Source organism: Streptomyces sp. NPDC023838, assembly GCF_040639555.1.
Classification (GTDB): Bacteria; Actinomycetota; Actinomycetes; order Streptomycetales; family Streptomycetaceae; genus Streptomyces.
This window is the reverse complement of the sequence record NZ_JBFAAD010000024.1, coordinates 26,263-50,522: the sequence shown is the minus strand read 5'-3', so window position 1 is coordinate 50,522 and position 24,260 is coordinate 26,263. Positions and strand designations below refer to the sequence as shown.

23 protein-coding genes are annotated in these 24,260 nt (G+C 72.1%); 12 read left to right on the top strand and 11 right to left on the bottom strand.

What is annotated here, in order from left to right:
* The first annotated feature begins 263 nt into the window (after nt 1–263).
* Both AB0G17_RS25835 and AB0G17_RS25830 read left to right on the top strand, forming a co-directional pair.
* Nucleotides 264–629: an STAS domain-containing protein gene (locus AB0G17_RS25835; RefSeq protein ID WP_361387366.1), complete on the top strand. Its 366-nt coding sequence runs from the start codon at nt 264–266 to the stop codon at nt 627–629.
* A 41-nt stretch (nt 630–670) separates the two neighbouring features.
* Nucleotides 671–1,135 (top strand): cyclic nucleotide-binding domain-containing protein, encoded by a 465-nt coding sequence (locus tag AB0G17_RS25830; RefSeq protein ID WP_361387363.1) that lies wholly within the window; start codon nt 671–673, stop codon nt 1,133–1,135.
* An 80-nt stretch (nt 1,136–1,215) separates the two neighbouring features.
* Here AB0G17_RS25830 and AB0G17_RS25825 read toward each other — a convergent pair whose 3' ends face one another.
* Both AB0G17_RS25825 and AB0G17_RS25820 read right to left on the bottom strand, forming a co-directional pair.
* Nucleotides 1,216–1,431 carry a hypothetical protein gene (locus AB0G17_RS25825; protein WP_361387360.1) on the bottom strand — a complete coding sequence of 72 codons (216 nt, stop codon included), beginning with the start codon at nt 1,429–1,431 and terminating at the stop codon, nt 1,216–1,218.
* A gap of 207 nt (nt 1,432–1,638) precedes the next feature.
* Nucleotides 1,639–2,673, bottom strand: a complete 1,035-nt coding sequence (locus tag AB0G17_RS25820; protein WP_361387357.1) for a saccharopine dehydrogenase NADP-binding domain-containing protein — start codon at nt 2,671–2,673, stop codon at nt 1,639–1,641.
* A gap of 317 nt (nt 2,674–2,990) precedes the next feature.
* Between AB0G17_RS25820 and AB0G17_RS25815 the strand changes: the two genes are divergently transcribed.
* Entirely contained in the window at nt 2,991–4,511 is a 1,521-nt protein-coding gene (locus AB0G17_RS25815) for a DUF6851 domain-containing protein (RefSeq protein WP_361387354.1), read from the top strand.
* Nucleotides 4,512–4,586: 75 nt separating this feature from the next.
* Here AB0G17_RS25815 and AB0G17_RS25810 read toward each other — a convergent pair whose 3' ends face one another.
* The gene (locus AB0G17_RS25810; RefSeq protein WP_361387351.1) at nt 4,587–5,552 is read right to left on the bottom strand and encodes a pirin family protein; all 966 of its coding nucleotides are present in this window, start codon (nt 5,550–5,552) and stop codon (nt 4,587–4,589) included.
* Nucleotides 5,553–5,692: 140 nt separating this feature from the next.
* On the opposite strand from AB0G17_RS25810, the gene AB0G17_RS25805 reads away from it, so the two are divergent.
* The 3 genes from AB0G17_RS25805 (at nt 5,693) to AB0G17_RS25795 (ending at nt 8,397) form a co-directional block, all read left to right on the top strand.
* Nucleotides 5,693–6,055, top strand: coding sequence for a tetratricopeptide repeat protein (locus tag AB0G17_RS25805; RefSeq protein WP_361387348.1), 363 nt, complete (start codon nt 5,693–5,695; stop codon nt 6,053–6,055).
* A gap of 86 nt (nt 6,056–6,141) precedes the next feature.
* Nucleotides 6,142–7,224, top strand: coding sequence for a magnesium and cobalt transport protein CorA (locus tag AB0G17_RS25800; protein WP_361387590.1), 1,083 nt, complete (start codon nt 6,142–6,144; stop codon nt 7,222–7,224).
* Between the two features lie 123 nt (nt 7,225–7,347).
* Entirely contained in the window at nt 7,348–8,397 is a 1,050-nt protein-coding gene (locus tag AB0G17_RS25795; RefSeq protein ID WP_361387345.1) for a M4 family metallopeptidase, read from the top strand.
* Between the two features lie 93 nt (nt 8,398–8,490).
* Here the strand turns inward: AB0G17_RS25795 and AB0G17_RS25790 are convergent, their stop codons facing one another.
* Nucleotides 8,491–8,967, bottom strand: coding sequence for a GNAT family N-acetyltransferase (locus AB0G17_RS25790; protein WP_361387342.1), 477 nt, complete (start codon nt 8,965–8,967; stop codon nt 8,491–8,493).
* Between the two features lie 198 nt (nt 8,968–9,165).
* Here AB0G17_RS25790 and AB0G17_RS25785 point away from each other — a divergent pair, with 198 nt between their 5' ends.
* Nucleotides 9,166–10,026 (top strand): nuclease, encoded by an 861-nt coding sequence (locus tag AB0G17_RS25785; RefSeq protein WP_361387587.1) that lies wholly within the window; start codon nt 9,166–9,168, stop codon nt 10,024–10,026.
* 21 nt (nt 10,027–10,047) lie between these two features.
* Here the strand turns inward: AB0G17_RS25785 and AB0G17_RS25780 are convergent, their stop codons facing one another.
* Nucleotides 10,048–11,484, bottom strand: a complete 1,437-nt coding sequence (locus AB0G17_RS25780; RefSeq protein WP_361387339.1) for an NAD(P)/FAD-dependent oxidoreductase — start codon at nt 11,482–11,484, stop codon at nt 10,048–10,050.
* A gap of 138 nt (nt 11,485–11,622) precedes the next feature.
* On the opposite strand from AB0G17_RS25780, the gene trxA reads away from it, so the two are divergent.
* Nucleotides 11,623–11,991, top strand: coding sequence for a thioredoxin (gene trxA / locus AB0G17_RS25775; RefSeq protein ID WP_361387336.1), 369 nt, complete (start codon nt 11,623–11,625; stop codon nt 11,989–11,991).
* Between the two features lie 20 nt (nt 11,992–12,011).
* On the opposite strand, the gene AB0G17_RS25770 is transcribed toward trxA, so the two are convergent.
* The 3 genes from AB0G17_RS25770 to AB0G17_RS25760 form a co-directional block, all read right to left on the bottom strand.
* Nucleotides 12,012–12,941, bottom strand: a complete 930-nt coding sequence (locus AB0G17_RS25770; RefSeq protein WP_361387333.1) for an AEC family transporter — start codon at nt 12,939–12,941, stop codon at nt 12,012–12,014.
* Nucleotides 12,942–13,091: 150 nt separating this feature from the next.
* The gene (locus AB0G17_RS25765) at nt 13,092–14,528 is read right to left on the bottom strand and encodes a benzaldehyde dehydrogenase (protein ID WP_361387330.1); all 1,437 of its coding nucleotides are present in this window, start codon (nt 14,526–14,528) and stop codon (nt 13,092–13,094) included.
* A gap of 222 nt (nt 14,529–14,750) precedes the next feature.
* A complete protein-coding gene (locus AB0G17_RS25760; RefSeq protein WP_361387327.1) occupies nt 14,751–15,935 on the bottom strand; it encodes a thiolase family protein in 1,185 nt (394 codons plus the stop codon).
* Nucleotides 15,936–16,107: 172 nt separating this feature from the next.
* On the opposite strand from AB0G17_RS25760, the gene AB0G17_RS25755 reads away from it, so the two are divergent.
* The gene (locus tag AB0G17_RS25755) at nt 16,108–17,649 is read left to right on the top strand and encodes an IclR family transcriptional regulator C-terminal domain-containing protein (RefSeq protein WP_361387585.1); all 1,542 of its coding nucleotides are present in this window, start codon (nt 16,108–16,110) and stop codon (nt 17,647–17,649) included.
* Here the strand turns inward: AB0G17_RS25755 and AB0G17_RS25750 are convergent.
* Entirely contained in the window at nt 17,613–17,870 is a 258-nt protein-coding gene (locus tag AB0G17_RS25750) for a hypothetical protein (RefSeq protein ID WP_361387324.1), read from the bottom strand. The genes AB0G17_RS25755 and AB0G17_RS25750 overlap by 37 nt on opposite strands.
* Nucleotides 17,871–18,155: 285 nt before the next feature.
* Complete coding sequence (locus tag AB0G17_RS25745) at nt 18,156–19,187, bottom strand: LacI family DNA-binding transcriptional regulator (protein WP_361387321.1); 1,032 nt, start codon at nt 19,185–19,187, stop codon at nt 18,156–18,158.
* Between the two features lie 108 nt (nt 19,188–19,295).
* On the opposite strand from AB0G17_RS25745, the gene AB0G17_RS25740 reads away from it, so the two are divergent.
* Together AB0G17_RS25740 and AB0G17_RS25735 are read left to right on the top strand one after the other, a co-directional pair.
* Complete coding sequence (locus AB0G17_RS25740; RefSeq protein ID WP_361387582.1) at nt 19,296–19,526, top strand: hypothetical protein; 231 nt, start codon at nt 19,296–19,298, stop codon at nt 19,524–19,526.
* 145 nt (nt 19,527–19,671) lie between these two features.
* Nucleotides 19,672–21,189: an SPFH domain-containing protein gene (locus AB0G17_RS25735; protein ID WP_361387318.1), complete on the top strand. Its 1,518-nt coding sequence runs from the start codon at nt 19,672–19,674 to the stop codon at nt 21,187–21,189.
* Between the two features lie 87 nt (nt 21,190–21,276).
* Here the strand turns inward: AB0G17_RS25735 and AB0G17_RS25730 are convergent, their stop codons facing one another.
* Nucleotides 21,277–22,725, bottom strand: a complete 1,449-nt coding sequence (locus AB0G17_RS25730; RefSeq protein ID WP_361387315.1) for an APC family permease — start codon at nt 22,723–22,725, stop codon at nt 21,277–21,279.
* Between the two features lie 239 nt (nt 22,726–22,964).
* On the opposite strand from AB0G17_RS25730, the gene AB0G17_RS25725 reads away from it, so the two are divergent.
* A complete protein-coding gene (locus AB0G17_RS25725; RefSeq protein ID WP_361387312.1) occupies nt 22,965–24,149 on the top strand; it encodes an ROK family transcriptional regulator in 1,185 nt (394 codons plus the stop codon).
* The last annotated feature ends 111 nt before the right edge of the window (nt 24,150–24,260 follow it).

Below are 24,260 nucleotides of genomic sequence, written 5' to 3'. Positions count from 1 at the left end.
TCGAGGCGACCGCCCCGGTTGCGACCCGCCCAGCTATGCCCAACCCAGTTGGTCATATGCCAACGCACCATGTTCAACGGCCACTTGAGTTGGGCATGCACACACCGGAGGCCCCGGTTCTGCGCACCTCAGGCACACCTCAGGCACACCTCAGGCACACCTCGGGCCGGACGTCTCCACGCTTCCAGCGCACGCCGTCCTGTCTGTCCCCCTGTCCTCCGTCCGCCGCCGGGCGGGCGGATCGCCTCCGTCGAGGTGAGCACATGGTCATCGTCCTTCCGGACTTCGCTCCGCCGTCGCGCGTCTATCGCACGCACGGACATATCATCCTGGCCCTCCGCGGCGAGATCGACATCGCCAGCGCCGTCGAGATCGTCCCGCACCTGGAGGCGGTGACCGCCCCGTACGAACCGAAAGTCGTGATCGACCTGACGGCGGTCACCTTCTTCGACTGCTCGGGCCTGCGGCTGCTCAGCTCGGCCCGCCGCCGCGTGACCGCCCGCCACGGCAGCCTCACCGTGGTGTGCGCGCACGCGTTCACGCTCCGGATTCTGGCGATCTCAGGCCTGGGCGCCGTACTGCGCGTGGTTCCGACCCTGGAGGAGGCCGTCCTGGTCGCGGGCGGGTGACACTGGAGGCACAGGAGGGGGACTCGACAAGGAGGCCGCCCATGAGCACCCCCGCCCTCCCCCGGCTCACCAGCGCCTTGGCCGACGAGCACCGCAGCCGCCTCACCGCCCTCGCCCGCGAGGTCGACTTCCCCACCGGGACCCGCCTCTTCAACGAAGGTGGTCACGCGGACCGCTTCTGGGTCCTGCGCTCGGGCACGGTCAGCCTCGACATGCACGTCCCCGGCAGACGCCCGGCCGTGATCGAGACGCTCGCCTCGGACGAACTGGTGGGCTGGTCCTGGCTGTTCCGCCCCTATGTGTGGCAGCTGGGCGCGCAGGTCATGACGCCCGTACGCGCCTACGAGTTCGACGCTCACGCCGTACGCGACCTCATGGAGGCCGACCCCGCCTTCGCCGCGGCCGTCGGCGGCTGGGTGGGCCGCGTCCTGGCCCACCGTCTGCACGCTGCCCGCGTCCGACTGCTCGATCTGTACGCCCCGTACGGCAGCGGCAACGGCATGTGACCGCGAGGGGCGGTGAACCGCCTGACAACGCCGCCGTATGTGCCCGCTCAACGGTGGTCGGGCGGATGCGCGGCCCGCCATCACGGGCTTCCGGACTCCGAAATGCTCTGTGCGAGCTGCTCCACGGCGTTCAGGACCCCCTGCCCGAAGCTGGTCGGGGCGATCAGCACGCCGAACACGAGCACGACGACCGCGGTCAGCGCCTGATCGGACCGGCTCCGCGCCTGCACGCGTCGGCGGAGCCGCACGAGGATGATGACAGCCAGCAGGACCGCCACGTTGATCGTCAGAACCACCGCCCCGCCTCCCCTCAGGCAGGCCGTCCGACCCTCGGACACCCTGGGTTCCTGGATAACCCGGACCGGTCGGCGGGGTGGTTCGGATAACGGCGCTTGGCGATAAACCTCTTGTACGGGACCGGATTTGGGGGGCGGGGGCGCCCCGTACCAGACGAGCGCACACGGACCGTTGAGAAGGCGCGTGCGGTCGGCGCCCCGCGGGGCCTACTGGGACAGTTCGAGCGTGAGGTGGGCGGACAGGGCGCGGAGGAAGTCCGGGGCGTCGAAGAGCGCTCCGGCGGAGGCCACGCCCGCCGTCCTGGTCCGTCCGGTCAGTACACGGTGCACCGCTTCCACCGCGAGCGGCGCGCTGACGGCGTAGATGTCCTGGCCGGTGACCACGGCACGCCGTTCGGCGCCGCCGGAGCGGACGACGACGTCGACGAGGAAGATCTGGTCGGACCGCCCGCTCTCGTCGGCCGCGGTCGGCGCCGGGGTCTCGGGAGCGGCGAGGTCACCGGCCGCCTCGACCGTCATGTACGTACGCACTTCGGGGATGGCCAGGTGGCTGGGGACGGTCACGACGTCCGCCATGGTGAACTCCCCGATCACTTCCCGGGCCCCCAGCGGGTCGGGGAAGGACCACTTCAGGGTGGGCAGGGCATCGTCCTGGTGGTACTCCAACCGCCCCTGGCTGTAGCGGACACGGCGTCCCTGCCTGCGCTCCCCGGAGACCGCGCCGGCGTCGCGCGTACCGGCGGTGGGGTGCCAGCTGCTCAGCCCGTACGCCACATGCGCCTCGTCGGCGGCCGTCCAGTCGCCCATCGCCGCGGTGACCATCAGGTCGCCGAGCCCGCCGAAGAACGCCATCGCGGGGAGCACGACGGTGCCCGCGTCGCGGGCGCGGTCCGCGAAGTGGGCGAACGTGTCGACGTTGGCCTCGATCTCCGCAGCCACGTCCACGTACGGGATCCCGGCGCGCAGCGCCGCCTCGATCACCGGCGCGGCGGTCGTGGCGAACGGCCCGGCGCAGTTGATCACGGCATCGGCACCGGCCAGCGCCGCGTCCAGCGAGGCGGGGTCGTCGACCGTGGCCGGCCGGACGTCCACGCCCGGGTGTGACGCGGCGAGCGCCCGCAGCTTGCCCGCGTCGCGCCCGGCCAGGACCGGGACGAACCCCCGGGCCAGCAGCTCCGCGACGACGAAGCGGCCGGTGTGCCCGTACGCGCCGAACACCGTGACCACGTGACCCGTTTCCATTGCTTCTCCCCCTGTTTGGCGCGCCCACTGGGCTCGCCCCTTGAACCATCAACTGAACGATCAACCAGGAACATCCTGACGGCAGCGGGCGATCAGCACGAGCGTCTGGAACGACACGCACCGAACACTTTCCGACATGGGTGGGGATGCGCCGCCTGTCACCGCGGGAAGCCGCGCCTCGGCCGGGCCGACGGGTGTGCGGCGCCCCGCGCGGCCGGTTCGAACACGACCGGATAGCGCCGTACTCCGTACGGCGGCCGGGTCCTACCGTGCCTCCGTTGGCCAATCCCCATCGACGACCGAAGGGAGACTGACCCATGAAGGACCAGAGGCGGCTGCGGAGTTCGCGTTTTCGGCGGTGGGCGGCCGCTTGCGGCGTGACCCTGTTGCTCGGCTCGTTCGTCAACCTCGCGTCGGCCGATCCCGCGCCCGCCCAGCCCGCGGTCCACCCCCACACGCGGTCGTTCGACTTCGATCACGGCAATGCCGCGCTCGAAGTGGTCTACCCGGCACTCCAGGAGCAGGAGCGGTCCGTCATATCGAAGGACGGTTCGGACATCACCCTGATCGTGGACTACGGCATGCTCCTCGAAACGTCCTGGTTCGACTCCATCGCGCCCTACCACCGCACAGCGGTCGGCATCTACTCGAACCTCGGCCGCCGACCCGCCGCGGAACGCACCAACCGCAACAAGAACACCGCCATCCTCTACACCTCGTACCGCGTCTTCAGCGCCCGTATCCCGCAGGCCGCGGCGGCCTGGCGGGAGATGATGACCTCGGTCGGACTCGATCCGGACGACCACCAGGAGAACACCCGGACCGCGGCCGGCATCGGCAATCTGGCGGCCCGCCGCGTCCTGGAGGCCCGGTGGCACGACGGCATGAACCGCTACGGCGACGAGGGCGGACGCCGGCAGGCGCCGTACGCGGACTACACCGGGTACGAGCCGGTCAACACCGCGTACGAACTCCGTGACCCCTCGCGCTGGCAGCCGGCCATCGTTCCCCACGACGACGGCACCTTCGAGATCCAGAAGTTCGTGACGCCGCAGATGCGCCTCACCACCCCGTTCACCTACAAGGACCCGACGCGGTTCCACGTGCCCCCGCCGGTCAACAGCAACGTGCACAACCGGAGCGCGTACAAGCGCCAGGCCGATGAGATCCTGGCGGCTTCGGCCGGGTTGAACGACTACCGGAAGATGGCCGCGGAGTTCTTCGGCGACAAGTTCATGGCCCTGGCGGAGGCCCCGGGCAACGCCGTGATCCAGGACGCGCACCTGGACGTCGAGGGCTTCGTGCAGTTCATCGCGACCATCGAGATCGCCCTCTTCGACACCAGCATCGCGGTGTGGCAGCAGAAGGCGACCTACGACTCGGTACGGCCCTTCAGCGCGATCCGGTACCTGTACGGCGACACCCCGGTCACCGCGTGGGGCGGCCCCGGCAAGGGCACGGTCCATGACATCACGGGCAACCAGTGGCGCAGCTATCTGCCCGTCACCAACCACCCCGAGTACCCGTCCGCCTCGACCGCGGCCTGCTACGCGTACGCCCAGGCGGCGCGGCTCTTCCTCGGAAGCGACAAGGTGCACATCGCGATTCCGCGCAAGGCGGGATCGTCGATCATCGAACCGGGGCTCACTCCGGCGAAGGACCTCACCCTGACGTACGACACCTGGACGGACTTCGCCAGGACCTGCGGCGAGACCAGGGTCTGGGCGGGCGTCCACTTCCCGTCGGCGGTCAAGGCCTCGACGGAACTGGGCCCGCAATTCGGCACGCTTTCCTACGAGTTCGTCCAGCGCCACATCCACCCGGACCGCGCGAAGTAACACCTGCTCGCCGGCACCGCTCCCCTGCGGGGGCGGCGGTGCCGGCGGGCGTCACCCGTACGGCATGCGGGCGGATCAGCGCACCCGCCCCCGCGGCTTCAGCGGCACCGACGGCAGCGCGGGGGCCGAAAGCCGCTCCCCGTCATACCCCTTCACCTCGCCGAACCGCGCCCCCTCCATCCAGTCCGCACGCGCCTGCGCGATGTCCTCCTGCGACCGCCCGATGAAGTTCCACCACATCACGATCTCCTCCTCGAACGGCTCGCCGCCCAGGAGCATCAGGCTCGCGTCCGAGGCGGCGCGCAGGGGGAGTTCGGTGCGGCCGCAGCCGAGGTAGAGCATGGAGCCGGGGAGGACCGGGACGCCGTCAACGTGGGCCTCGCCGGACATCGACAGGACCGCGTACTCGAAGTCCGGGTCCAGGGGCAGGGCGAGGTCGGCGCCCGCCGTCAGGGTCAGGTCGGCGCCCACCAGGGGCGTGTAGATCGTGCCCGGCGACGCCGCGCCGTCGAGCTCGCCCAGGATCACCGTGGCCTTCAGGCCCGGGGCCGTGACCGTGGGCAGGTCCGCGTGGTGCTGGAAGTGCGGCTCGGTGTGGCGGTGGGCGTCGGGCAGGGCGACCCAGAGCTGGGCGCCGTGCAGGAGGCGGGCGTGCGGGCGGGGGCTCTCCTCGGAGTGGCTGATCGCCCGCCCGGAGGTCATCAGGCCGAGCTCGCGCGGGCGTACGGTCTGCAGACTGCCCAGGCTGTCGCGGTGCAGCACCTCGCCCTCGTGCAGCCAGCTCACCGTCTGCAGCCCCATGTGCGGATGCGGCGGCACCTGCATGCCAGGCTCGTCGGCGATGTCGTCCGGACCGTAGTGGTCGACGAAGGCCCAGGCGCCGACCATGCGGCGGCCGAGGTTCGGCAACAGCCGGCGGACTTCGGTGGACTCGCCGAGCTTGACGGTGCGCGGCGACAGCAGCTCGCGCACCGGCTCGGCGACGACGAAGCCGCGGCCGCCGCACACGGAGAGTGTGGCTTGACGATCGAGATTGCTCATGTCGGTCAACCTATTCCTGTCGGGGCACCCGGTGGCAGCCTCCCACGCGCACACATGCGGCATGGTTGTGGAATTTTCAACCATCGCCCCCTGTTACGCCAGCCGTACCCGCATGAACACGAGAGCTGAGAGGAACTTCCGTGGTCGACAGCTACTACGAGTCCGGGACCATCTCCGAGCGCTGGGACCGCGCCGGGCTGTTCTTCGAGGCCAAGGAGTACGTCACGGCCGTACGCATCCTCACCGACATCGTCGACGAGGTGCCCGAGCAGGTCGCCCCCAGGCTCCTGCTCGCCCGCGCCTACTACCACTCCGCCCAGCTCAAGAAGGCCGAGGCCGAGCTGCGGGCCGTGCTGGAGCGCGACCCCGTCGAGCAGTACGCCACGCTCATGCTCGGCCGCACCATGGAGCGCCAGGGACGGCCCGGGGACGCGGCCCGCTATCTGCGCCTGGCCGCCGCCTTCGGCGGGGACGTCGCCGGGGAGGTCACGGCAGAGCGGTGACCTGCGGACTCGGCGTGCCCGCGGCCCGTTGAGCGGCGCATGGCACACTGGCGGCCGATCCGCCGAAGGAGTGCTCAGCCGTGCCCATGATCCGCAACCTCCGCAGGGCGGTCCGCCGTGCCTACCGCCGCACGGTGGACCTCAGCCATCCGGCCCGCTCGCCGCTCGGCAGCGCCGTGGTGAACTGCGTGGTCTACCGGGACGGGGTGCGCCAGCCCGGCGACTGCCCGGTGGAGGAGGCCGTACGGCGGGTGCGCAAGGCCGGGGAGGGGTTCGTGTGGGTCGGGCTGCACGAGCCGAGCGCCGAGGAGTTCGCCGGGATCGCCGAGCTCTTCGACCTGCATCCGCTGGCCGTCGAGGACGCGGTCCGCGCCCATCAGCGCCCACAGGTCCAGCCGTACGACGACGTGCTGTTCGCGACCTTCAAGACCGTCGGCTACGTCGAGCACGAGGAACTGACCGCGACCAGCGAGGTCGTCGAGACCGGTGAGCTGATGATCTTCACCGGGCCCGACTTCGTGGTCACCGTGCGGCACGGCAAGCACGGCTCGCTGGGCCCGCTGCGCGAGGCCCTGGAGGAGACGCCCGACCAGCTCGCCAAGGGCCCGGCGGCGGTGCTGCACGGCATAGCGGACCACGTCGTCGACGACTACCTCGTGGTCATCGACGCCATGCAGGACGACGTGGACGCCGTCGAGACCGCCGTGTTCAGCGACACCGCCGGGCGCGGCGACGCGGGCCGCATCTACCAGCTCAAGCGCGAACTCCTGGAGTTCAAGCGGGCGGTGACCCCGCTGCACCGGCCACTCCAGGCCCTCGCCACCGGGCCGATGCCGCTCATCGGCCCGGACACCCAGCCGTACTTCCGTGACGTCTCCGACCATCTGTCCCGGGTCAACGAGCAGATCGGCTCCTTCGACGCGCTGCTCGACTCGATCCTCCAGGCCCATCTGGCGCAGGTGACGGTGGCCCAGAACGAGGACATGCGCAAGATCACGGCATGGGCGGCGATCGTGGCGGTGCCGACGATGGTGTGCGGGATCTACGGCATGAACTTCGACAACATGCCGGAGCTGCACTGGAGGTACGGGTACTTCCTCGCCCTCGCCGTCATGACCGTCGCCTGTTTCGCCATCCATCGGGGGTTCCGCCGCAACGGCTGGCTGTGAGCGGGCGGTTGGCGGGCCGTCGTCACGTTCCGTAGAAGCGGCCGTTCCGACTCCGCCACCGATTTTCGGCCAACTCGACTACAGGTATCACCGAAGCGGTCACGCTGTGCCACATTGCTCGGCATGGAGACCAACACCGTGTTCTGCACCATCATCCCGCCCCATGTCCTCGACAAGCTCGCGCAGGCCGAGGACCCCGCCACATTCGAGCCCGCGCGCCGCACCCTGGAGCACGACGCGCTCCAGCGCACCCGGCGCCGGATCACCACTGTGCGTGGCATGGCGCCCCCCACGGGCGCGCCGTCCGACAAGCCCAACCGCACGATCTACGACGCCGGGACACAGGAGACGCTGCCCGGGTCGAAGGTGCACTCCGAGAGCGACACGCCGTCGCAGGACGCGACCGTCAACCGGGCGCACGCCGGGCTCGGTGCCACTTTCGAGCTGTATCTCAAGGCGTACGGCCGGCACTCCATCGACGACTCCGGTCTGCCGCTGGACGCGACCGTCCACTACGGCGAGAAGTACGACAACGCCTTCTGGAACGGCGAGCAGATGGTGTTCGGCGACGGGGACGGCGAGCTCTTCCTCGACTTCACCATCCCGGTCGACGTCATCGGCCACGAACTCACCCACGGCGTCACGCAGTACACCGCCAACCTGGAGTACTTCGGGCAGTCGGGCGCGCTCAACGAGTCCCTCTCGGACGTCTTCGGCTCGCTCATCAAGCAGTACGCGCTCGGGCAGTCCGCCGACCAGGCCGACTGGCTGATCGGCGCCGGGCTGCTCGGCCCGCGCATCCACGGCGAGGCGCTGCGGTCGATGAAGGCGCCGGGCACGGCGTACGACGACCCGCAGCTCGGCAAGGACCCGCAGCCCGCCGCGATGGACGACTTCGTGCGGACCAGCCGGGACAACGGGGGTGTGCACATCAACTCGGGCATCCCCAACCACGCGTTCTACCTGGCGGCCACCGCGCTGGGCGGCAACGCCTGGGAGCGGGCCGGGAAGATCTGGTACGCCACGCTGACCGGCGGAGAGCTGGCGAGCGACGCCCAGTTCGCCGACTTCGGCCGGCTGACCGTAGCCACCGCCCGCAGCCTGTACGGCGACGGTGACGAGCTCCAGGCCGTCACCAAGGCGTGGGGCCAGGTCGGGGTGCCGCTCACCTGAGGCGGTCCACGAGGCGCGCGAGGGCGGCCCGGGTACGGGAGCGGGCTCCCCTCGCGCACAGCGCACGCCCGGTTGGGGAACGGTCATAAACGTTCAGGAGATCGGGATCTCCAGCTCGGGCCGGTCCCACATGACCGCGGGCGGGTTCGCCCGGGCGGTGCCGGTCCGCAGCGCGCCCACGCTGCGGTAGAAGCCCTCGGCGGGCGGGTGCGAGACGATCCGGACGCGGTCGAGGCCGGCGGTCCTGGCCCGGTCGGTCATGTGCGCGATGAGCAGCCGCCCGATGCCGAGCCCCTGGGCGTCGTCGGCGACGAACATCAGGTCGAGCTCGGGCGGGGCGAGCAGCAGGGCGTAGAAGCCGAGCAGCCGCTCGTCGGCGCCGACCGCCACGTACACCTCGTGCGTCTCGATGTAGTCGGGGCCCACCCGGTAGTCCGCGACCATCGCGGCGTACGGGCCCTCGTACGCGCGCGAGGACCGTACGAGCCGGGTGAGGCGCTTGGCGTCGCGCGCGACCGCGCGCCGGATCCGCACGCCTTCGCCACCCGTGCTTGTAATGCGTGAAGTCATAGGTCGAGTATTACTTACGGGGGGTCGTGCGGGCGAACCCAGGGGGCGGAGTGGACGGAAGGTACGCGCAACGGCGTACGGCGCTGTGCGCGCCGGGGCCCGGCGGACCGTAAGTCTCGCGCCGGCCGGGCGCCGTCGGCGCGAGCGCGGCGGATGCTGGATGTGCCCGGTGCGCACATGGAGGAGGCCGTCGTGGGAATGCTCGTGATCGAAGGAACCTACCGGGTGACCGGTGCACGCCCGGACGGCGACTCCGTCCGCTTCTACCCGGCCGACCCGGCCCAGTGGGACCTCGTGCCCGGGCCGCACCGCGTCCAGCGCAATCGCACCGGCGGCGCCCAGCTGCGGCTCGACGGCATCGACAGCCTGGAGACGCACTACATCCCCGCGCACGGCCGCGAGTCGCACCAGCCGCCGCCGTTCTCGGACCGGGCGGCGGACGCGCTCACCGCCTGGCTCGGCTTCACCGGCGTCGAGCGCGACGCCCACGGCACGGTCACCGCCTCCGAGCCCGCCCAGGCCCAGGGGTTCGTCCTCACCCGGGGCGCGGACCTGCACGGGCGCTGTGTGGCGCTGGCCGGACGGGGCCCGGCGCCCGGCCCGAGCGGAGCGCAGCACTTCGTCGACACGGCGCTGCTCCAGCGGACCGCCAACTTCGCCCAGTTGGCGGACGGGCTCGCCTATCCGACGTACTACACCAAGCTGTTCGTCGAGCTGCGCGCGGCGATGACGGCCGCCGTGCAGGAGGCGCGCACGGCCGCCAACGGACTGTGGCCGGTGGACCTGACCGCGAGCGGCGCGAAGATCGACGGTCTGGCCTCGCTCACCGAGAACGCGGTCGTGCTGCCGAAGCTGTTCCGGCGCCTGGCGGACTATCTGGTCCTCGGCGCCGGGGACCCCTCGCTCGCCGGGTTCAAGGCGTTCCTCGACCAGCGCCCCGACCGCGTACTGATCGTGTCGAAGGGGCAGTTCACCACCCTGTCGACCGTTGTGGAGGTCGCCGAGCAGACGGTCCGGATGACCGAGCCGCCGGAGAACCTCGTCTTCGAGGAACGCTGACGGCGACCTCCACACAGGCGCCTACCGGTCGTCGCGGTACGTCTCCAGGAGGCGCAGCCACACCTCGCTGATCGTCGGGTACGCCGGCACCGCGTGCCACAGCCGGCCGATCGGGACCTCGGCGGCGATCGCGACCGTGGCGGAGTGGATGAGCTCGCCCACGCCGGGGCCGACGAAGGTGACTCCGAGCAGGATCTCGCCGTCCAGATCGACGACCATCCGGGCGCGGCCCCGGTAGCCGTCGGCGTACAGGCCCGCGCCCGCCACACCGCTCATGTCGTAGTCGACGGCTCGGACGCGGTGCCCGGCCGCCTCCGCCTCGGCCAGGGTCAGCCCCGCCGAGGCGGCCTCGGGGTCGGTGAAGACGACCTGGGGGACGGCCGCGCGGTCGGCGGTGGCCGCGTGGGCGCCCCACGGGTCGGTCTCCAGGAGCGGGACCTTCGCCGCACGCGCGGCGATCGCGGCGCCCGCGATCCGCGCCTGGTACTTGCCCTGGTGGGTGAGGAGCGCCCGGCGGTTGACGTCGCCCACCGCGTACAGCCAGTCGCTCCCCGCCACCTGGCAGGAGTCGTCGACCGGCAGCCAGGAGCCGGGCTCCATGCCGATGGTGTCCAGGCCGATGTCGTCGGTGCGCGGGGCCCGGCCGGTGGCGAAGAGGATCTCGTCCGCCTCGACGCGCCCGCCGTCGTCCAGGACGACCGTGACGGTGCCGGTGCTGCCGTCCCGTACGACCTCGGAGACCGACACCCGCGTACGGACGGAGGCGCCCGCCTCCTTCAGGGCCTCGGCGACCAGCTCGCCCGCGAACGGCTCCATCTTCGGCAGCAGCCCGTCACCGCGCACCAGGACCGTCACCTGGGCGCCGAACGCCTGCCAGGCCGTCGCCATCTCGACGCCGACCACTCCCCCGCCGACAACCACGAGGCGGCCGGGCACCTCCCGCGCGCTGGTGGCCTCGCGGCTGGTCCAGGGCCTGGCGTCGGCGACGCCGGGCAGGTCGGGCACGACGGCGCGGGTGCCGGTGCAGACGGCGACCGCGTGCCGGGCGGTCAGCACGTGGTGCTCGCCCTCAGGGCTGGTGACGCTGACCTTGCGGGTGCCGTAGAGACGCCCGTGGCCCCGGTAGAGGTGGGCGCCGATGCCGTCCAGCCAGCGCACCTGGCCGTCGTCCTGCCAGTGCGAGACGTACTCGTCGCGGTGCGCGAGCACGGCCGGCACGTCCAGCGGGCCCTCCACGCTCCCGCGCAGGCCGGACACCTTGCGCGCGTCCGAGCGGGCGATCACCGAGCGCAGCAGCGCCTTGCTGGGCATGCACGCCCAGTACGAACACTCGCCCCCCACCAGTTCGCTCTCCACCACTGCGGCGCTCAGGCCCGCCGCCCGCACCCGGTCGGCGACGTTCTCGCCCACCGGTCCCGCTCCCAGCACCACCACGTCGTATTCCAAGGCTTCCGTCATACGCACAGTCTGGGTGCGAGGAGTACCTCGCAGCCACCAGGGCAGCCGTGCGTCAGCGGAAAACACATGGAATACCACGACGGCGGCCGCCGTTGTGCGAAGCGGCTTCACGGTGAGGCCAGGAAGAGGGAGTGCGTGATGGCGACTGTGGAGCTGACCAAGGAGAACTTCGACCAGGTCGTTTCGGACAACGACTTCGTCCTGATCGACTTCTGGGCCTCCTGGTGCGGTCCCTGCCGGCAGTTCGGCCCGGTCTACGAGGCGGCCTCCGAGCGCCACGAGGACCTGGTCTTCGCCAAGGTGGACACCGAGGCCCAGCAGGAGCTGGCGGCGGCGTTCGAGATCCGCTCGATCCCCACGCTGATGATCGTCCGCGACAACGTGGCGATCTTCTCGCAGCCCGGCGCGCTGCCGGAGGCCGCGCTGGAGGACGTCATCGGGCAGGCGCGCAAGCTCGACATGGACGAGGTCCGCAAGTCGGTCGAAGAGGCCAACAAGGCGCAGTAAGGCGCCCCGGCCCGCCCGCCTCAGCCCAACTGCCACGCGATGAGCGACAGGGACACCATCGACAGGAGCGTCGAGAGCAGCACGGTGTCCCTGGGCAGCTCGGTGTCCAGGGAGTACTCGGACGCGAAGATGAACGCGTTCTGCGCGGTCGGCAGCCCGGCGCACAGCACCACCGCGAACAGCGCGTGCCCGTCGAGCCCGAAGAGCCAGCGCCCCAGCGCGTACGCGAGCAGGGGCTGCGCCACGACCTTGAGCCCCACCAGGATCAGCCGCTCGGTCCGGCCGTCGGCGTCGGGGCGGGCGCGCGCGTTCAGCGACATGCCGAGCGCGAAGAGCGCCGACGGGACGGCGGCGCCGCCGAGGATCTGGAGCGGCGAGACCACCTCGGAGGGCAGCCGCAGCCCGAGTCCGGCGACCACGAGCCCCAGGGCGGACGCCCCGATCACCGGGTTGCGGAAGGGAAGTTGAAGGATCCGCGCCCACCGCTCGCGCCCGGCCCGCCGTACGTCCAGCTCGATCAGGACCAGGATCAGCGGCGTGATGAAGAGCATCTGGAAGAGCGCGGCGGCGACGATGAACGAGGTGTCGTGCAGGACGTGCACGGCGACCGGGATGCCCAGGTTCGCGGAGTTCACATAGGACGCGGCCATCGCGCCTATCGCCTGCTCACCCCGTTTGCGCCGGTACATCCAGCGGCTGACGAGCAGCCCGGCCGCGAACACCGTGACCAGGCTCGCGGCGAACACGGCCACGCCCGGCCGGGCCAGGTCGCCCGGGTGCGAGCGCGACATCGTGAGGAACAGCAGCGACGGCATCGCGAAGGTGAACGCGAACCGGCCGAGCACGTGTTGGGCCTGCGCCTGGGCGCCGAGCACCTGGTGGCGCCCGGCGGCCCAGCCGCAGGCGGTGAGTGCCCAGATGGGCAGGAAGCCGGTGATCACTGCTTTCACGGGCTCAGACTAGGCGGTGGGGTGCGCATGCCTTCGTGCGGCTGCGGGTTGTGTGTGGCTGGTCGCGCCCGCGCGGCGGAGCCGCACAATGTCACAGCCCCGCGCCCCTAAAAGAAGGGGATGCGGCCCGCCCCGGACCACGAGGTCGCCCTAAAAACCGTGCGCCGCCGGTTCCCGCCGTACCGTCGTCCAGCGCAGTTCCGTGAACGCCTCCAGATTCGCCGCGCCGCCGAACCGCGCCCCCGTCCCGGACGCCGCCACGCCCCCGAAGGGTGCCACCGCCTCGTCGTTGACCGTCTGGTCGTTGATGTGGGCGATGCCGGTCGGGATGCGGTCCGCGAGCTCCAGGCCGAGCGCGGTGTCGCGGGTGACGATGCCAAGGGAGAGTCCGTACGGGCCGTCGGCGGCCAGGGCCGCGGCCTCGTCGAGGGTGCGGAACGGGCGTACGGGCGCCACCGGTCCGAAGACCTCCTCCGCGTACGCCGGAGTGTGGTCGTCGACGTCCGCGAGGACGGTCGGCCGGTAGAACAGCTCGCGGTGGGTACCACCCGCGGCGAGCCGGGCGCCGCGGGCGGTGCTCGCCTCCACCAGGCCGTGGATCTTGGCGAGTTGGGACCGGTCGATGACCGGCCCGAGGTGGACCTGCTCGCGGTACGGGTCGCCCACGGCCAGCGCGTCGGCCCGGGCGGCGAGCCGCTCCACGTACTCCTCGTACAGCGAGGCGTGGACGAGGTGGCGGCCGGTGGTCATGCAGATCTGGCCCTGGTGGAAGAAGGAGCCCCAGGATGCCTGGGCCACCGCGCCCTCGATGTCGGCGTCCTCCAGGACGACCAGCGCGGAGTTGCCGCCGAGCTCCAGGTGGACGCGCTTGAGCAGACGCCCGGCGGCCTGCCCGACCCTGCGCCCGGCGGCGGTCGAACCGGTGAAGGAGATCACCGGGACGCCGGGGTCCGCGACCAGCGCCTGGCCCGCCTCGGCGCCGCCCGGCAGTACGTGGAGCAGCCCCTCGGGCAGCCCGGCCTCCGCGAAGACCGCGGCCAGCGCGAGCCCGCCGCAGACGGCGGTGCGCGGGTCGGGCTTGAGGATCACGGCGTTGCCGAGCGCGAGGGCGGGCGCGACGGAGCGGATGGCGAGGATGAGGGGGGCGTTGAACGGGGCGATGACCCCGGTCACGCCGGCCGGCACCCGGCGCGTGAAGCTGAGTCTCGGCTCCTCGCTGGGCAGCACCTCGCCCAGCGGCCGGGAGGCGAGCGCCGCCGCCTCGTAGCACTCCTGGGCGGCCACGTGCAGCTCGAAGCCGGCCTTGCCGGGTATCGAGCCGGACTCCCGTACGAGCCATTCACGCAGCTCGTCGGCGTACTCCGTGAACAGGTCGCCCGCACGACGCAGTACGGCGGCGCGGGCGAAGTGCGGGGAGCGGGCCCAGCCGGGCTGCGCGGCGCGGCCCGCCGCGACGGCTTCGGCGATGTCGTCGGCGGTGGCCAGGGTGAGCGCGCCCAGGCCTTCTCCGGTGGCCGGCTCGGTGACCTCGTACTCACCCCCCGACAGCGTCCGCGCCTGCCAGGTCTTGGGGTCGAGCAGGGTCATGAAGGATCTCCAGTCTCACGCGTGGTCGAGAGCGATGACCGAGGGGAAGCCATGATCGCGGGGAAGTTCCGTGCGGCATCCTAGTCGGGCCGTACGGCCACATGTCCCGTCCGTCACACGTGATATGGGTCCGCGGAGCGGGCCGCCCTCAAGGGGCGCGCGGAACCACGCGAGCGGCCACGGACAACCCGCGGCCGCATCACGGCACTTTCAGCGGAGCGTTCAGCGCTCCAGCACCAGCGCGAGTCCCTGGCCGACGCCGATGCAGAGCGCGGCGAGTCCCACGCCCGAGCCCGCGGCGGCCAGTTGGTGGGCCACCGCCCCGGCGAGCCGGGCGCCCGAGGCGCCGAGCGGGTGGCCGATGGCGATGGCGCCGCCGCGCGGGTTGACCACGGCCGGGTCGAGGTCCGGCCACTCGGCCAGGCACCCCAACGACTGTGCCGCGAACGCCTCGTTGAGCTCGAAGACGCTCAGGTCTCCGAGCCCCTTGCCCGCCTTGGCGAGCGCGGTGCGCACCGCCTCGACCGGGCCGAGGCCGAAGAGCTGTGGCTCGATGCCGGTGACGGCGGAGGTGCGGATGCGGGCGAGCGGCTCGCGGCCGGTGGCGCGCAGCCCCTCCTCGTCGACGAGCAGCAGAGCCGCGGCGCCGTCGTTGAGCGGCGAGGAGTTGCCCGCGGTCACCGAACCGCCCTCGCGGAAGGCGGGCTTGAGGCGGGCGAGCGCCTCCATGGAGGAGGACTCGCGGACGCACTCGTCACGGGCGAGGTCGACGCCCTCGTACGGGACGACCTCGTCGTCGTACAGCCCCTTCGCCCAGGCCTCGGCGGCCTTGCGGTGGCTGTCGAGGGCGAACGCGTCCTGCTGCTCGCGGGTCAACGCGTGCCGGTCCGCGATCAGTTCGGCTCCCTCGCCGAGCGCGACCGTCCACTCGGCGGGCATCTTCGGGTTGGTCATCCGCCAGCCGAGCGTGGTCGACCAGAGCTGCTGGTGACCGGCGGGGAAGGCGCGCTCGGGCTTCTGCATCACAAAGGGGGCGCGGGACATCGACTCCACGCCTCCCGCCACCGCGATGTGCGCGTCGCCGACCGCGATGGCGCGGGCCGCCTGGATGACGGCTTCCAGGCCCGAACCGCACAGCCGGTTGACGGTGACGCCGGGGACCGACACCGGCAGCCCCGCGAGCAGCACGGCCATCCGGGCCACATCGCGGTTGTCCTCGCCGGCGCCGTTGGCGTCGCCGAAGTAGACGTCGTCGATGCGAGCCGGGTCGAGCTGCGGGGAGCGGCCGACGAGCGACTTCACCACGTGCGCGGCCAGGTCGTCGGGCCGCACCGAAGCGAGGGCGCCCCCGAACTTGCCGATCGGGGTGCGCACGGCGTCGACGATGTACACGTCCCGGATGCTCATCGGTTCTCTCCCGCTGCTCGGTCGGCCGTGCCCGCGTGGTGCGCGACGCATCGGTCCGATGTCGGTTCGCCGCGCTCTGTTCGCCCAGTGAACTTTGGTTCACAATCAAGGCCGAGTCTCGGCCCGCCCCGGCGCGCTGTCAACGGCCCTTGGAGGACCCGTGTCCACAGACATGTCGGTCGGCCCGCTGGAACGCGGCCTCGCGGTGCTGCGCGCGCTCTCCGCCCGCGACCTGGACCGCGGTGCGCTCGTACGGTCCACCGGGCTCGCCCGGGCCACGGTCGACCGGGTGGTGGCGACCCTGGGCGGGCTCGGCCTGGTCCGCGCCGACGGCCGGGAAGTGACGCTCGCGCCGGGCCTGATGGCGCTGTCCGGCGCCTATCTGCGCGGCAGCGGTGTGCCGGCGGCGCTCGGGCCGCTCGTGGCGCGGCTCGCGGACGAGCTCGACGAGTCCGTCTCGGTGGCCGTGCCCGACGGGGCGGGCGTCCGCGTCGTCCTGCAGACCGCCGCCCGCCGCCGCACGATGTCGCTCGCCTTCCGCGTCGGGGACCTCCTGCCCGCCGACCGCTGCGCGCCGGGCGCGCTCTTCGCCGACGACGCGCCGGAGTGGGCGGCCGACGAGGAGCTGATCGAGCCGGGGCTGATCGCGGTGGCGGTGCCCGTACGGGACGCGACGGGCTCGACGGTGTGCGCGGTGAGCGTGGCGAGCCATACGAGCAGGCACACCCCCCAGTCCCTGCGCGAGGCGGCGCTGCCCCGGCTTCGGGAGGCGCGGGGCGCGATGGAGGCGGCGCTGGCGGGGCGGGGTGCGGGTGCGGAGCCGGCGGGGCCGGGCGCGGGCGATGTGGAGCCGGCTCCCGTGGCGGGCGCCCTCGTCGACGCGTCCGCCGGGCTCAAGCGGGAGCTCGGGCCCGGGTTTCTGCAGTCCCTCGCCCGTGGCCTCGCGGTGCTGTGCGCGCTGGGCGCGGACCGGGGCGAGGGGCTGACGCTCACGGCCGTCTCCGGGGCGACCGGCCTGGCCCGGGCGACCGTACGGCGCTCGCTGCTCACGCTCATACACCTGGGGTACGTGGAGTGCGGCGGGCCCGGCGGGCGCCACTTCCGGCTGCTCCCCCGCGTCCTCGAACTGGGCTGTGCCCGGCTCTCGGCGCGCGGGCCCGCCGAGGTCGCCCAGCCGCATCTGGCGCGCCTGGTGGCCCGGACCGGCGAGTCGGCGTCGATGGCGGTGCTCGACGGGGGCGACATCCGCTATGTGGCGCGCGTCCCGACCGTACGGATCATGAGCATCGACATCACGGTGGGAACGCGGTTCCCGGCATACGCGACGGCCATGGGGCGCGTGCTGCTCGCCGGTCTCGCGCCGGGGGAACGGCCGCCGCTGCCGGACGGGCTGCCCGCCCTCACCCCCAACACGGTGACCTCCCCGGCCGAGCTGGCCCGAATCGTGGAGCGGTGCGCGGCCGACGGGTACGCGCTGGTGGCCGAGGAGTTGGAGGAGGGGTTGCGGTCGCTCGCCGTGCCGGTGCGGGGGGCGGACGGGCGGGTGGTGGCGGCGGTGAACGTGGCGCGGCACGCGCGGCGCGGGACGCCGTCCCAGATGCTGGCTTCGCTGCTTCCTCCGCTGCGGGCGACGGCGGGGCTGATCTCGGCGGATCTGGCGGCGCTGGGGGTGCTGGATCACTCCTCGGGGGCGATGAGTGCGGTGAGGCCGTAGTCGAGCTCGGTGCCGTCGACGAGGATGCCCTCGACGGTACGTGTTCCGGGGTCGATGTCGGCGACGATGCCGTGGCCGGCGTAGCGGGGGTAGCCCGTCTCGCCGGTCTCGCCCGTCGCCTCTACGAGGGCGGAGCGGACGGCGCTGTCGGCTACGGAGGCGGTGCCGCGGGTTTCCACGTGGGAGGGGACGATGAGGATGGTCAAGCGGGAGGGGTGCATGGGGGGACGGTAGGGGGGTGGGGGCGGGGGGTTGGGAGTGCCACTCCGCCGGCGGGGGGATTTTTCCCACCCCGCCCCTTCCCGAAAGCCCTGGGCGGGCGGCCGAGTGGGGGTTGAGGCGGATTGCTGGGGGCTCCGCCCCCAGACCCCGTTGCGGGGCTCCGCCCCGGACCCCCGTTTGCCTGCGCGCCGGCCGCTGTGCCCACCCGTTCCGCCCCTGGCGGAACGCATGCCCACAACGCAGCGGGACGGAAGGGTGAGTGAGGCCAACTTGGGTGAGTGGGGCTAACTCGACTCCCGCCGCACCAAGCTCGCCCCCATCAAGTCCCTCCGCGCCCCCACCGCCGACGGGTCGCGTACTGCCGCGTCGATCAGTTGTGCCAGGTGGCGGCCCGCGATCATGTCTATGTTGACCGTGGTGAGGCGAGGGCGCAGGAGGGTGCCCAGGAGGAGGTTGTCGGCGCCCACCACAGCCGCCTGCCCCGGGACCTGAAGGCCCTCGTCCTGGAGCGCGCGCATCAGGAGCATCGCGTATTCGTCGTTGTACGCGAACACCGCGGACAGACCGAGGCCCCGCCAGCGCCGGGCCAGCCGCGCCGCGGACTCCTCCTCGTACGCCAGGTCCAGCGGCTCGACCACCGCGTCCGTGCCCCCGACGGCCTTGCGCGCGCCCGCCAGTCGGGGTCTGGAGAAGAGCTCCAGTCCCGGTTCGGCGGGCACCACGACGCCGATCCGACGGTGGCCGCGCTCCACCAGGTGGCCAACCGCGCACCGGCCTATCTCGCGCTGGTCCATCGGCAGCGAGTGCGCGCCCTCGACGCGCTGCGGGCCGAGCGTGACGACCGCCCGCGCCCCCGACCGCTTCAGCAGCTCGACGCCCTGGGCGGTCAGTTCGGTCTCGCCCAGGGAGATGACGGCGACCGGGCGCAGCTCGGCCCAGGCGCGGGCGGCGTCGTCGGCGCCCAGGCCGAAGCTGCCGTACTGGACGACCGTGTAGTCGAGCCGCCGCAGCGCCCCTTGAAGCTCGTTGAGGAAGCGGCTGTAGAGCGGGCCGACCGGGATGTGCCCGCTGGGCAGCAGCACGATCCGGGTGCGTCCGGCGCGCAGGCTGCGGGCCGCGGCGTGCGGCACATAGCCCAGCTCCTCGGCGGCCTCCCGCACCCGTGCCCGGGTGGGCTCGCTGATGCGTACGGCCGAGGTGTTGTTCAGTACGTAGCTCACCGTCGCGCGCGAGACACCGGCCAGCCGGGCCACGTCGGCGCTGGTCGGGACGGGCCGTTCGGCGGGCCGCTGCGGCTGCTTCGCTGTATCGCTCATGGCGTTCGGCATCCTTGCAGAAGCACGGGTGCCCCGGTCCGGCGGTTGGCCGAAGTCGGTACCGGTGGAACCGGATATACGCTCCGGGGCAGAGGGAAGGGCGTGGACATGGGGTACGGCTCGGGGGACGACGGCATGGTGGGGTTGCTCGGGCGGGTGACCGGCGCCGTGGGGCCGGGGCTCGTCGGCGAGGTGATGGTCCGGATCCGGGGCGGGGCCGAGCACTTCCTCGCGTATCCGGCCACGGCCGGGGAACGGCTGGAGACCGGGACGGTGGTGACAGTGGTCGAGTACCTGCCGCCGAGGACCGTCTACGTGGCGGCGGCGTACGGCGGTTGAGCCCGGCCGGGAATCCTTGGTCGCGCCGCTGCCACCTGCCGGTATCAAGATTGCGACAAGGAACCGTCAGCGTCTTCTCCGGCGGCCCGCCCAGGAGCACACTCCCTTCGTCGGTGCCGAGTGGCACCGCTTTTGAAGGGGGCGCATGCCGATGGTCGTCGGCGTCGCGGCGGGGCTGGTTCTCGCCGCCATCATCGTTCTGATCGGTCTGTTCAAGCTCATGTGGCGGGTGGCCGAGCCGAACGAAGCACTCATCATCTCCGGGTCCAAGCACAAGACCGAGGGTCTCGGCGAAGGCATGGGATTCCGGATCGTCACCGGTCGCGGAACACTCGTCCTGCCAGGAGTGCAGGCAGTGCGGAAGCTTTCCCTGGACCTCAACGAGACCGAGCTGTCGGTGGACTGTGTGACCCACCAGGGCATTCCGCTGCGGGTGCGGGGTGTGGTCATCTTCAAGGTCGGCGACGACTTCGTGTCGATCGCCAACGCCGGCCGGCGTTTCCTGGACCAGCAGAAGATGATGTCGGAGCGTGTCCACAACGTCTTCGCCGGTCATCTGCGGTCCATCGTGGGCGGGTTGACGGTCGAGGACATGATCCGCGACCGGGAGAAGCTGACCGGGCAGACCCGGGCCGCATGCGGTACGGAGATGGAGAAGCTCGGTCTGATCGTCGACTCGTTGCAGATCCACGAGATCGAGGACCCGACCGGGTACATCAAGAACCTGGCGATGCCGCACGCGGCGGCCGTGCAGCGGGACGCGCGGATCGCGCAGGCCGAGGCCAACCTGCTGGCCACGGAGGCCGAGCAGCAGGCGTTCGCCCGGATGTCGGAGGCGACCCGGGACAGCGAGATCCTGCAGGCGGGCTACCAGGCCGAGCGGGACAAGGCGGCCGCCAAGTCCAAGCAGGCCGGTCCGCTCGCCGAGGCGGCCGCCCGCCAGGAGGTGGTGGTCCAGGAGACCCGGGTGGCCGAGCTGGAGGCCCACCGCCGTGAGCAGCAGCTCCAGGCGGACGTGCGCAAGCCCGCGGACGCGCAGGCGTACCAGAAGCGGACGATGGCCGAGGCCGAGCGCGACGCGCGCATCTCGGCGGCCCAGGCCAAGGCGAAGGAGACCGAGCTGGCGTCGGCCGCCGAGGCGACCCGGGTGAAGGCGGCCGCGGCCGCCGAGGCCCAGGCCACCGAGGCGCGCGGGCTCGCGGCGGCGAAGGCGACCCGGGCGACCGGTGAGGCCGAGGCGGCGGCGACGCAGGCTCGCGGTCTCGCGGACGCCGAGTCGGCGCGGGCCAAGGGTCTGGCCGAGGCCGAGGCGATCAAGGCGCGCGCGGCGGCCCTGGCGGAGAACCAGGAGGCGGTGGTCGCCCAGCAACTGGCCGAGAACTGGCCGCAGATCGTCGAGGCGGGCGCGGCCGCGTTCGGCAACGTGGAGCACATGGTGCTCCTCAACGGTGCCGAGGGCATGTCGGAGATGTTCGCCAAGGCGCTGACGATGGGCGGCACGGGGCTCGGCCTGGCACGCCAGCTCCTGTCGTCGATGAACCAGAACGGCGCGTCCCCGGCCAACGGACAGGGGCTGAACGGGCAGGGGTTGAACGGGCAGGCCCCGGCCGTCTCCGCACCGGTCTCGAAGTCCATTCCGATCAGCGAGGAGGGCGGCAAGTAACCCTCCGGGTAGGCCAGTTGGCCCCCACCCGCTCCCGGGCGGGGGCCCTCTCGCGTCGGAGCGTCGGATCGTCGGAGCATCGCAGCGTCAGACCGCCGCCTCGTCCACCACCGGATGCTCCAGATACTCCTCCCGCACCTCCCGCGGCCCGAACGGCCACACCTTCTCGAAGCGGGCCCACGCCGCGAACGCGACGCAGCCGAGCGCGAGCCAGGCCAGCGACCACTCGATGGGATGGCGTCCGGGCGCGTTCTTGTCGGCGTATCCGTAGATCACCAGCCAGCCCGCCAGCGCGACGAGGCTGGGCAGCGGATGGAGCCACATGCGGTAGGGGCGGCGCAGCCCCGGCTGGCGCTTTCGCAGGACCGTCACGGCGGCGATCTGGGCGAGCGCCTGCACCAGCACCATCACCGTGGTGAGCAGCTGGATCAGGGTGGCCAGGTCGGTGTGGCGGCCGATGAGGAAGCCGATCGCCGTGATGGCGCCCATGGTGGCCAGGCCCAGGGTCGGGAAGCGGTGCTCGGGGTGGAGCCTGGCGTACGGGCGGAAGAAGACGCGGTCGCGGGCCGCGTCGTAGGGCACTCGGGAGCCGCCGAGCAGTCCGGTGAAGACGGAGGCGAAGGCGGTGATGAGGATGAGGACGGTGACGACGTCGGCGGCGCCCTTGCCCCAGGTCTCCTCCAGGACGGCGGACGCCACGGAGGTGGAGGCGATGTCGCCGGGGTCGGTCATCCGCTGCCAGTCGATGACGCCGAGGGTGCCGATCTGGAGCAGCAGGTAGATCGCCATGATGCCGAGGATCGAGAAGACGATGGAGCGCGGCAGGGTGCGGCCGGGGTTCTTGATCTCGGCTCCCATGTAGGCGGTGGTGTTGTAGCCGAGGTAGTCGTAGATGCCGATGGTGAGACCGGCGGCGAAGCCGAGCCAGAAGTGGTCGCTGGTGAGCTCGAAGGCGCCCGACGGGTAGGTGAAGGCGCGGTCGCCGCTGAAGTGGGTGGCCGCGGCGACGATGACCAGGGTCACCGAGACGATCATCACGGCCCACATGACGGCGGTGATGCGTGCGATGTGCTCGATGCCACGCCACAGCAGCAGCACGACCAGCGCGATCATGCCGAGCCCGACCAGGTCGCCGGTGGTCCTGCCCATGTCCGGTGCGAGGTAGCCGAGGTACTGGACGAAGCCGACCACGCCGGTGGACATGATCAACGGGATGAAGAGCATCGCCGTCCACACGAACAGGAACGGCATCAGACGGCCGCTGCGGTACTGGAAGGCCTGGCGCAGATAGACGTAACTTCCGCCGGAGCCGGGCAGACAGGCGCCGAGTTCGGCCCAGATCAGCCCGTCGGCGAGGGCGAGCACCGCACCGGCGACGAAGCCGATGACGGCCTGCGGCCCGCCGAAGGCGGCGACCATCAGCGGGATGGTGACGAACGGGCCGATGCCGCACATCTGGCTCATGTTGATGGCGGTGGCCTGGAAGAGTCCGATACGGCGGACGAAGCCGCCGGTCGGCGGCGGGGTTCCGGACACGAGGGACCTCCCTGGGGCTCGGGGGACGCGGGCAACGGCGGTGCGGGCAACGGCTCTTCGCCAGTGCGGTGCTGCACCCGGGGTGCACCCGGGGTGCGCCCGGGGTGCGCCCGGGGTGCGCCCGGGGTGGTGCCCGGGGGATGCGCCCGGGTGCCGGGCGTGCTCAAGTTAAGTACCTTTACTTTGAGCGTCAAGAGGTCGCCGGGAAACCGTCCGCAGCGATACGTGAGAATGATGTGATGACCAGCAGCGACGAGGGTGAGCAGCCCTGGAACCCACAGCGCCAGCGCAGCAGCAACGAGCGGCTGCTGCTCGACCGGCTGCGCGGCAACGGCCCCTCGTCGCGGGCCCAGCTCGCCCGCGAGACCGGGCTGTCCAAGCCCACGGTCTCCAGCGCGCTGGCCACGCTCGCCGCCACCGGCCTGGTCCGCGAGGCGGGCACCCACACACCCGAGCGCGGCCGGTCCGCGGTGCTCTACGCCCCGGACCCGACCGCCGGATACGCGCTGGGCATCGACATCGGGAGGGCCTGGCTGCGGGTCGCGCTCGCGGATCTGGACGGGGCTGTGGTGGCCCGTTCGGAGGTCCGCAACCAGGCCCGCACCTCGGGCACGATGGCCGCTCTGGTGGTCTCCACCGCCCACCAACTGGTCGCCGGATCCGGGGTGGACGCGGACAAGATCGCCCAGGCGGTGGTCGGCACGCCCGGGGTGTACGACGAGGAGAAGCGGCGGGTGCGGTACGCCCAGCACCTGCCCGGCTGGGGCCGCCCCGGCCTCTTCGACCGGATGCGCGAGGGGCTCGGGATGCCGCTGGCGGTCCACAACGACGCCAATCTGGCGGCCCTGGGTGAGTACACCTTCGGCGTCGGCTCCGGCAGCCGCCTCTTCGTCTACGTGATGATCGGCACCGGCCTCGGCATGGGCGTGGTCAGCGAGGGCCGGCTCTTCACGGGCGCGCACGGCGGCGCCGGCGAGATCGGCTTCCTGCCCTGGCCCGGGCGGCAGAAGCCGGACACCCTGGAGGACGCGGTCTCCGGCGACGCCGTGGTGGCGGCGGCGCGCTCGCACGGGATGGCCGGGCCCCTCACCGCGAAGGACGTGTTCGACGCCGCGCGGGCCGGAAATCCCGCCGCGGTGAAGGCGGTCGAGCTGGAGGGCGAGCGCCTCGCCCACACCGTGGCGGCCGTGGCCGCGGTGCTCGACCCGGATCTGGTGGTGCTCGGCGGGGGCGTGGGGCACAGCGCGGACCTGCTGCTGCGGACCGTACGGGAGACCCTGCGCGCCCTGACGCCGCTGCGCCCGAAGGTGGCGCCGAGCTCGCTCGGCGAGGACGCGGTGCTGCTCGGCGCGGTGGCGACGGCGCTGGGGACGGCGCGGGACGTGGCGTTCGAGCGACGGACGCCTGCGCCTGGCGGCCGTTGAGGGGGCGCGGGCGCCCGGAAGGCCGTCGAGCGGACACAGGCCCGCCAGTCGTTGACATGGATCGCTCATGTCCCTACTTTCAGAGGGCTCTTAGTAAAGTTTCCTAACCAG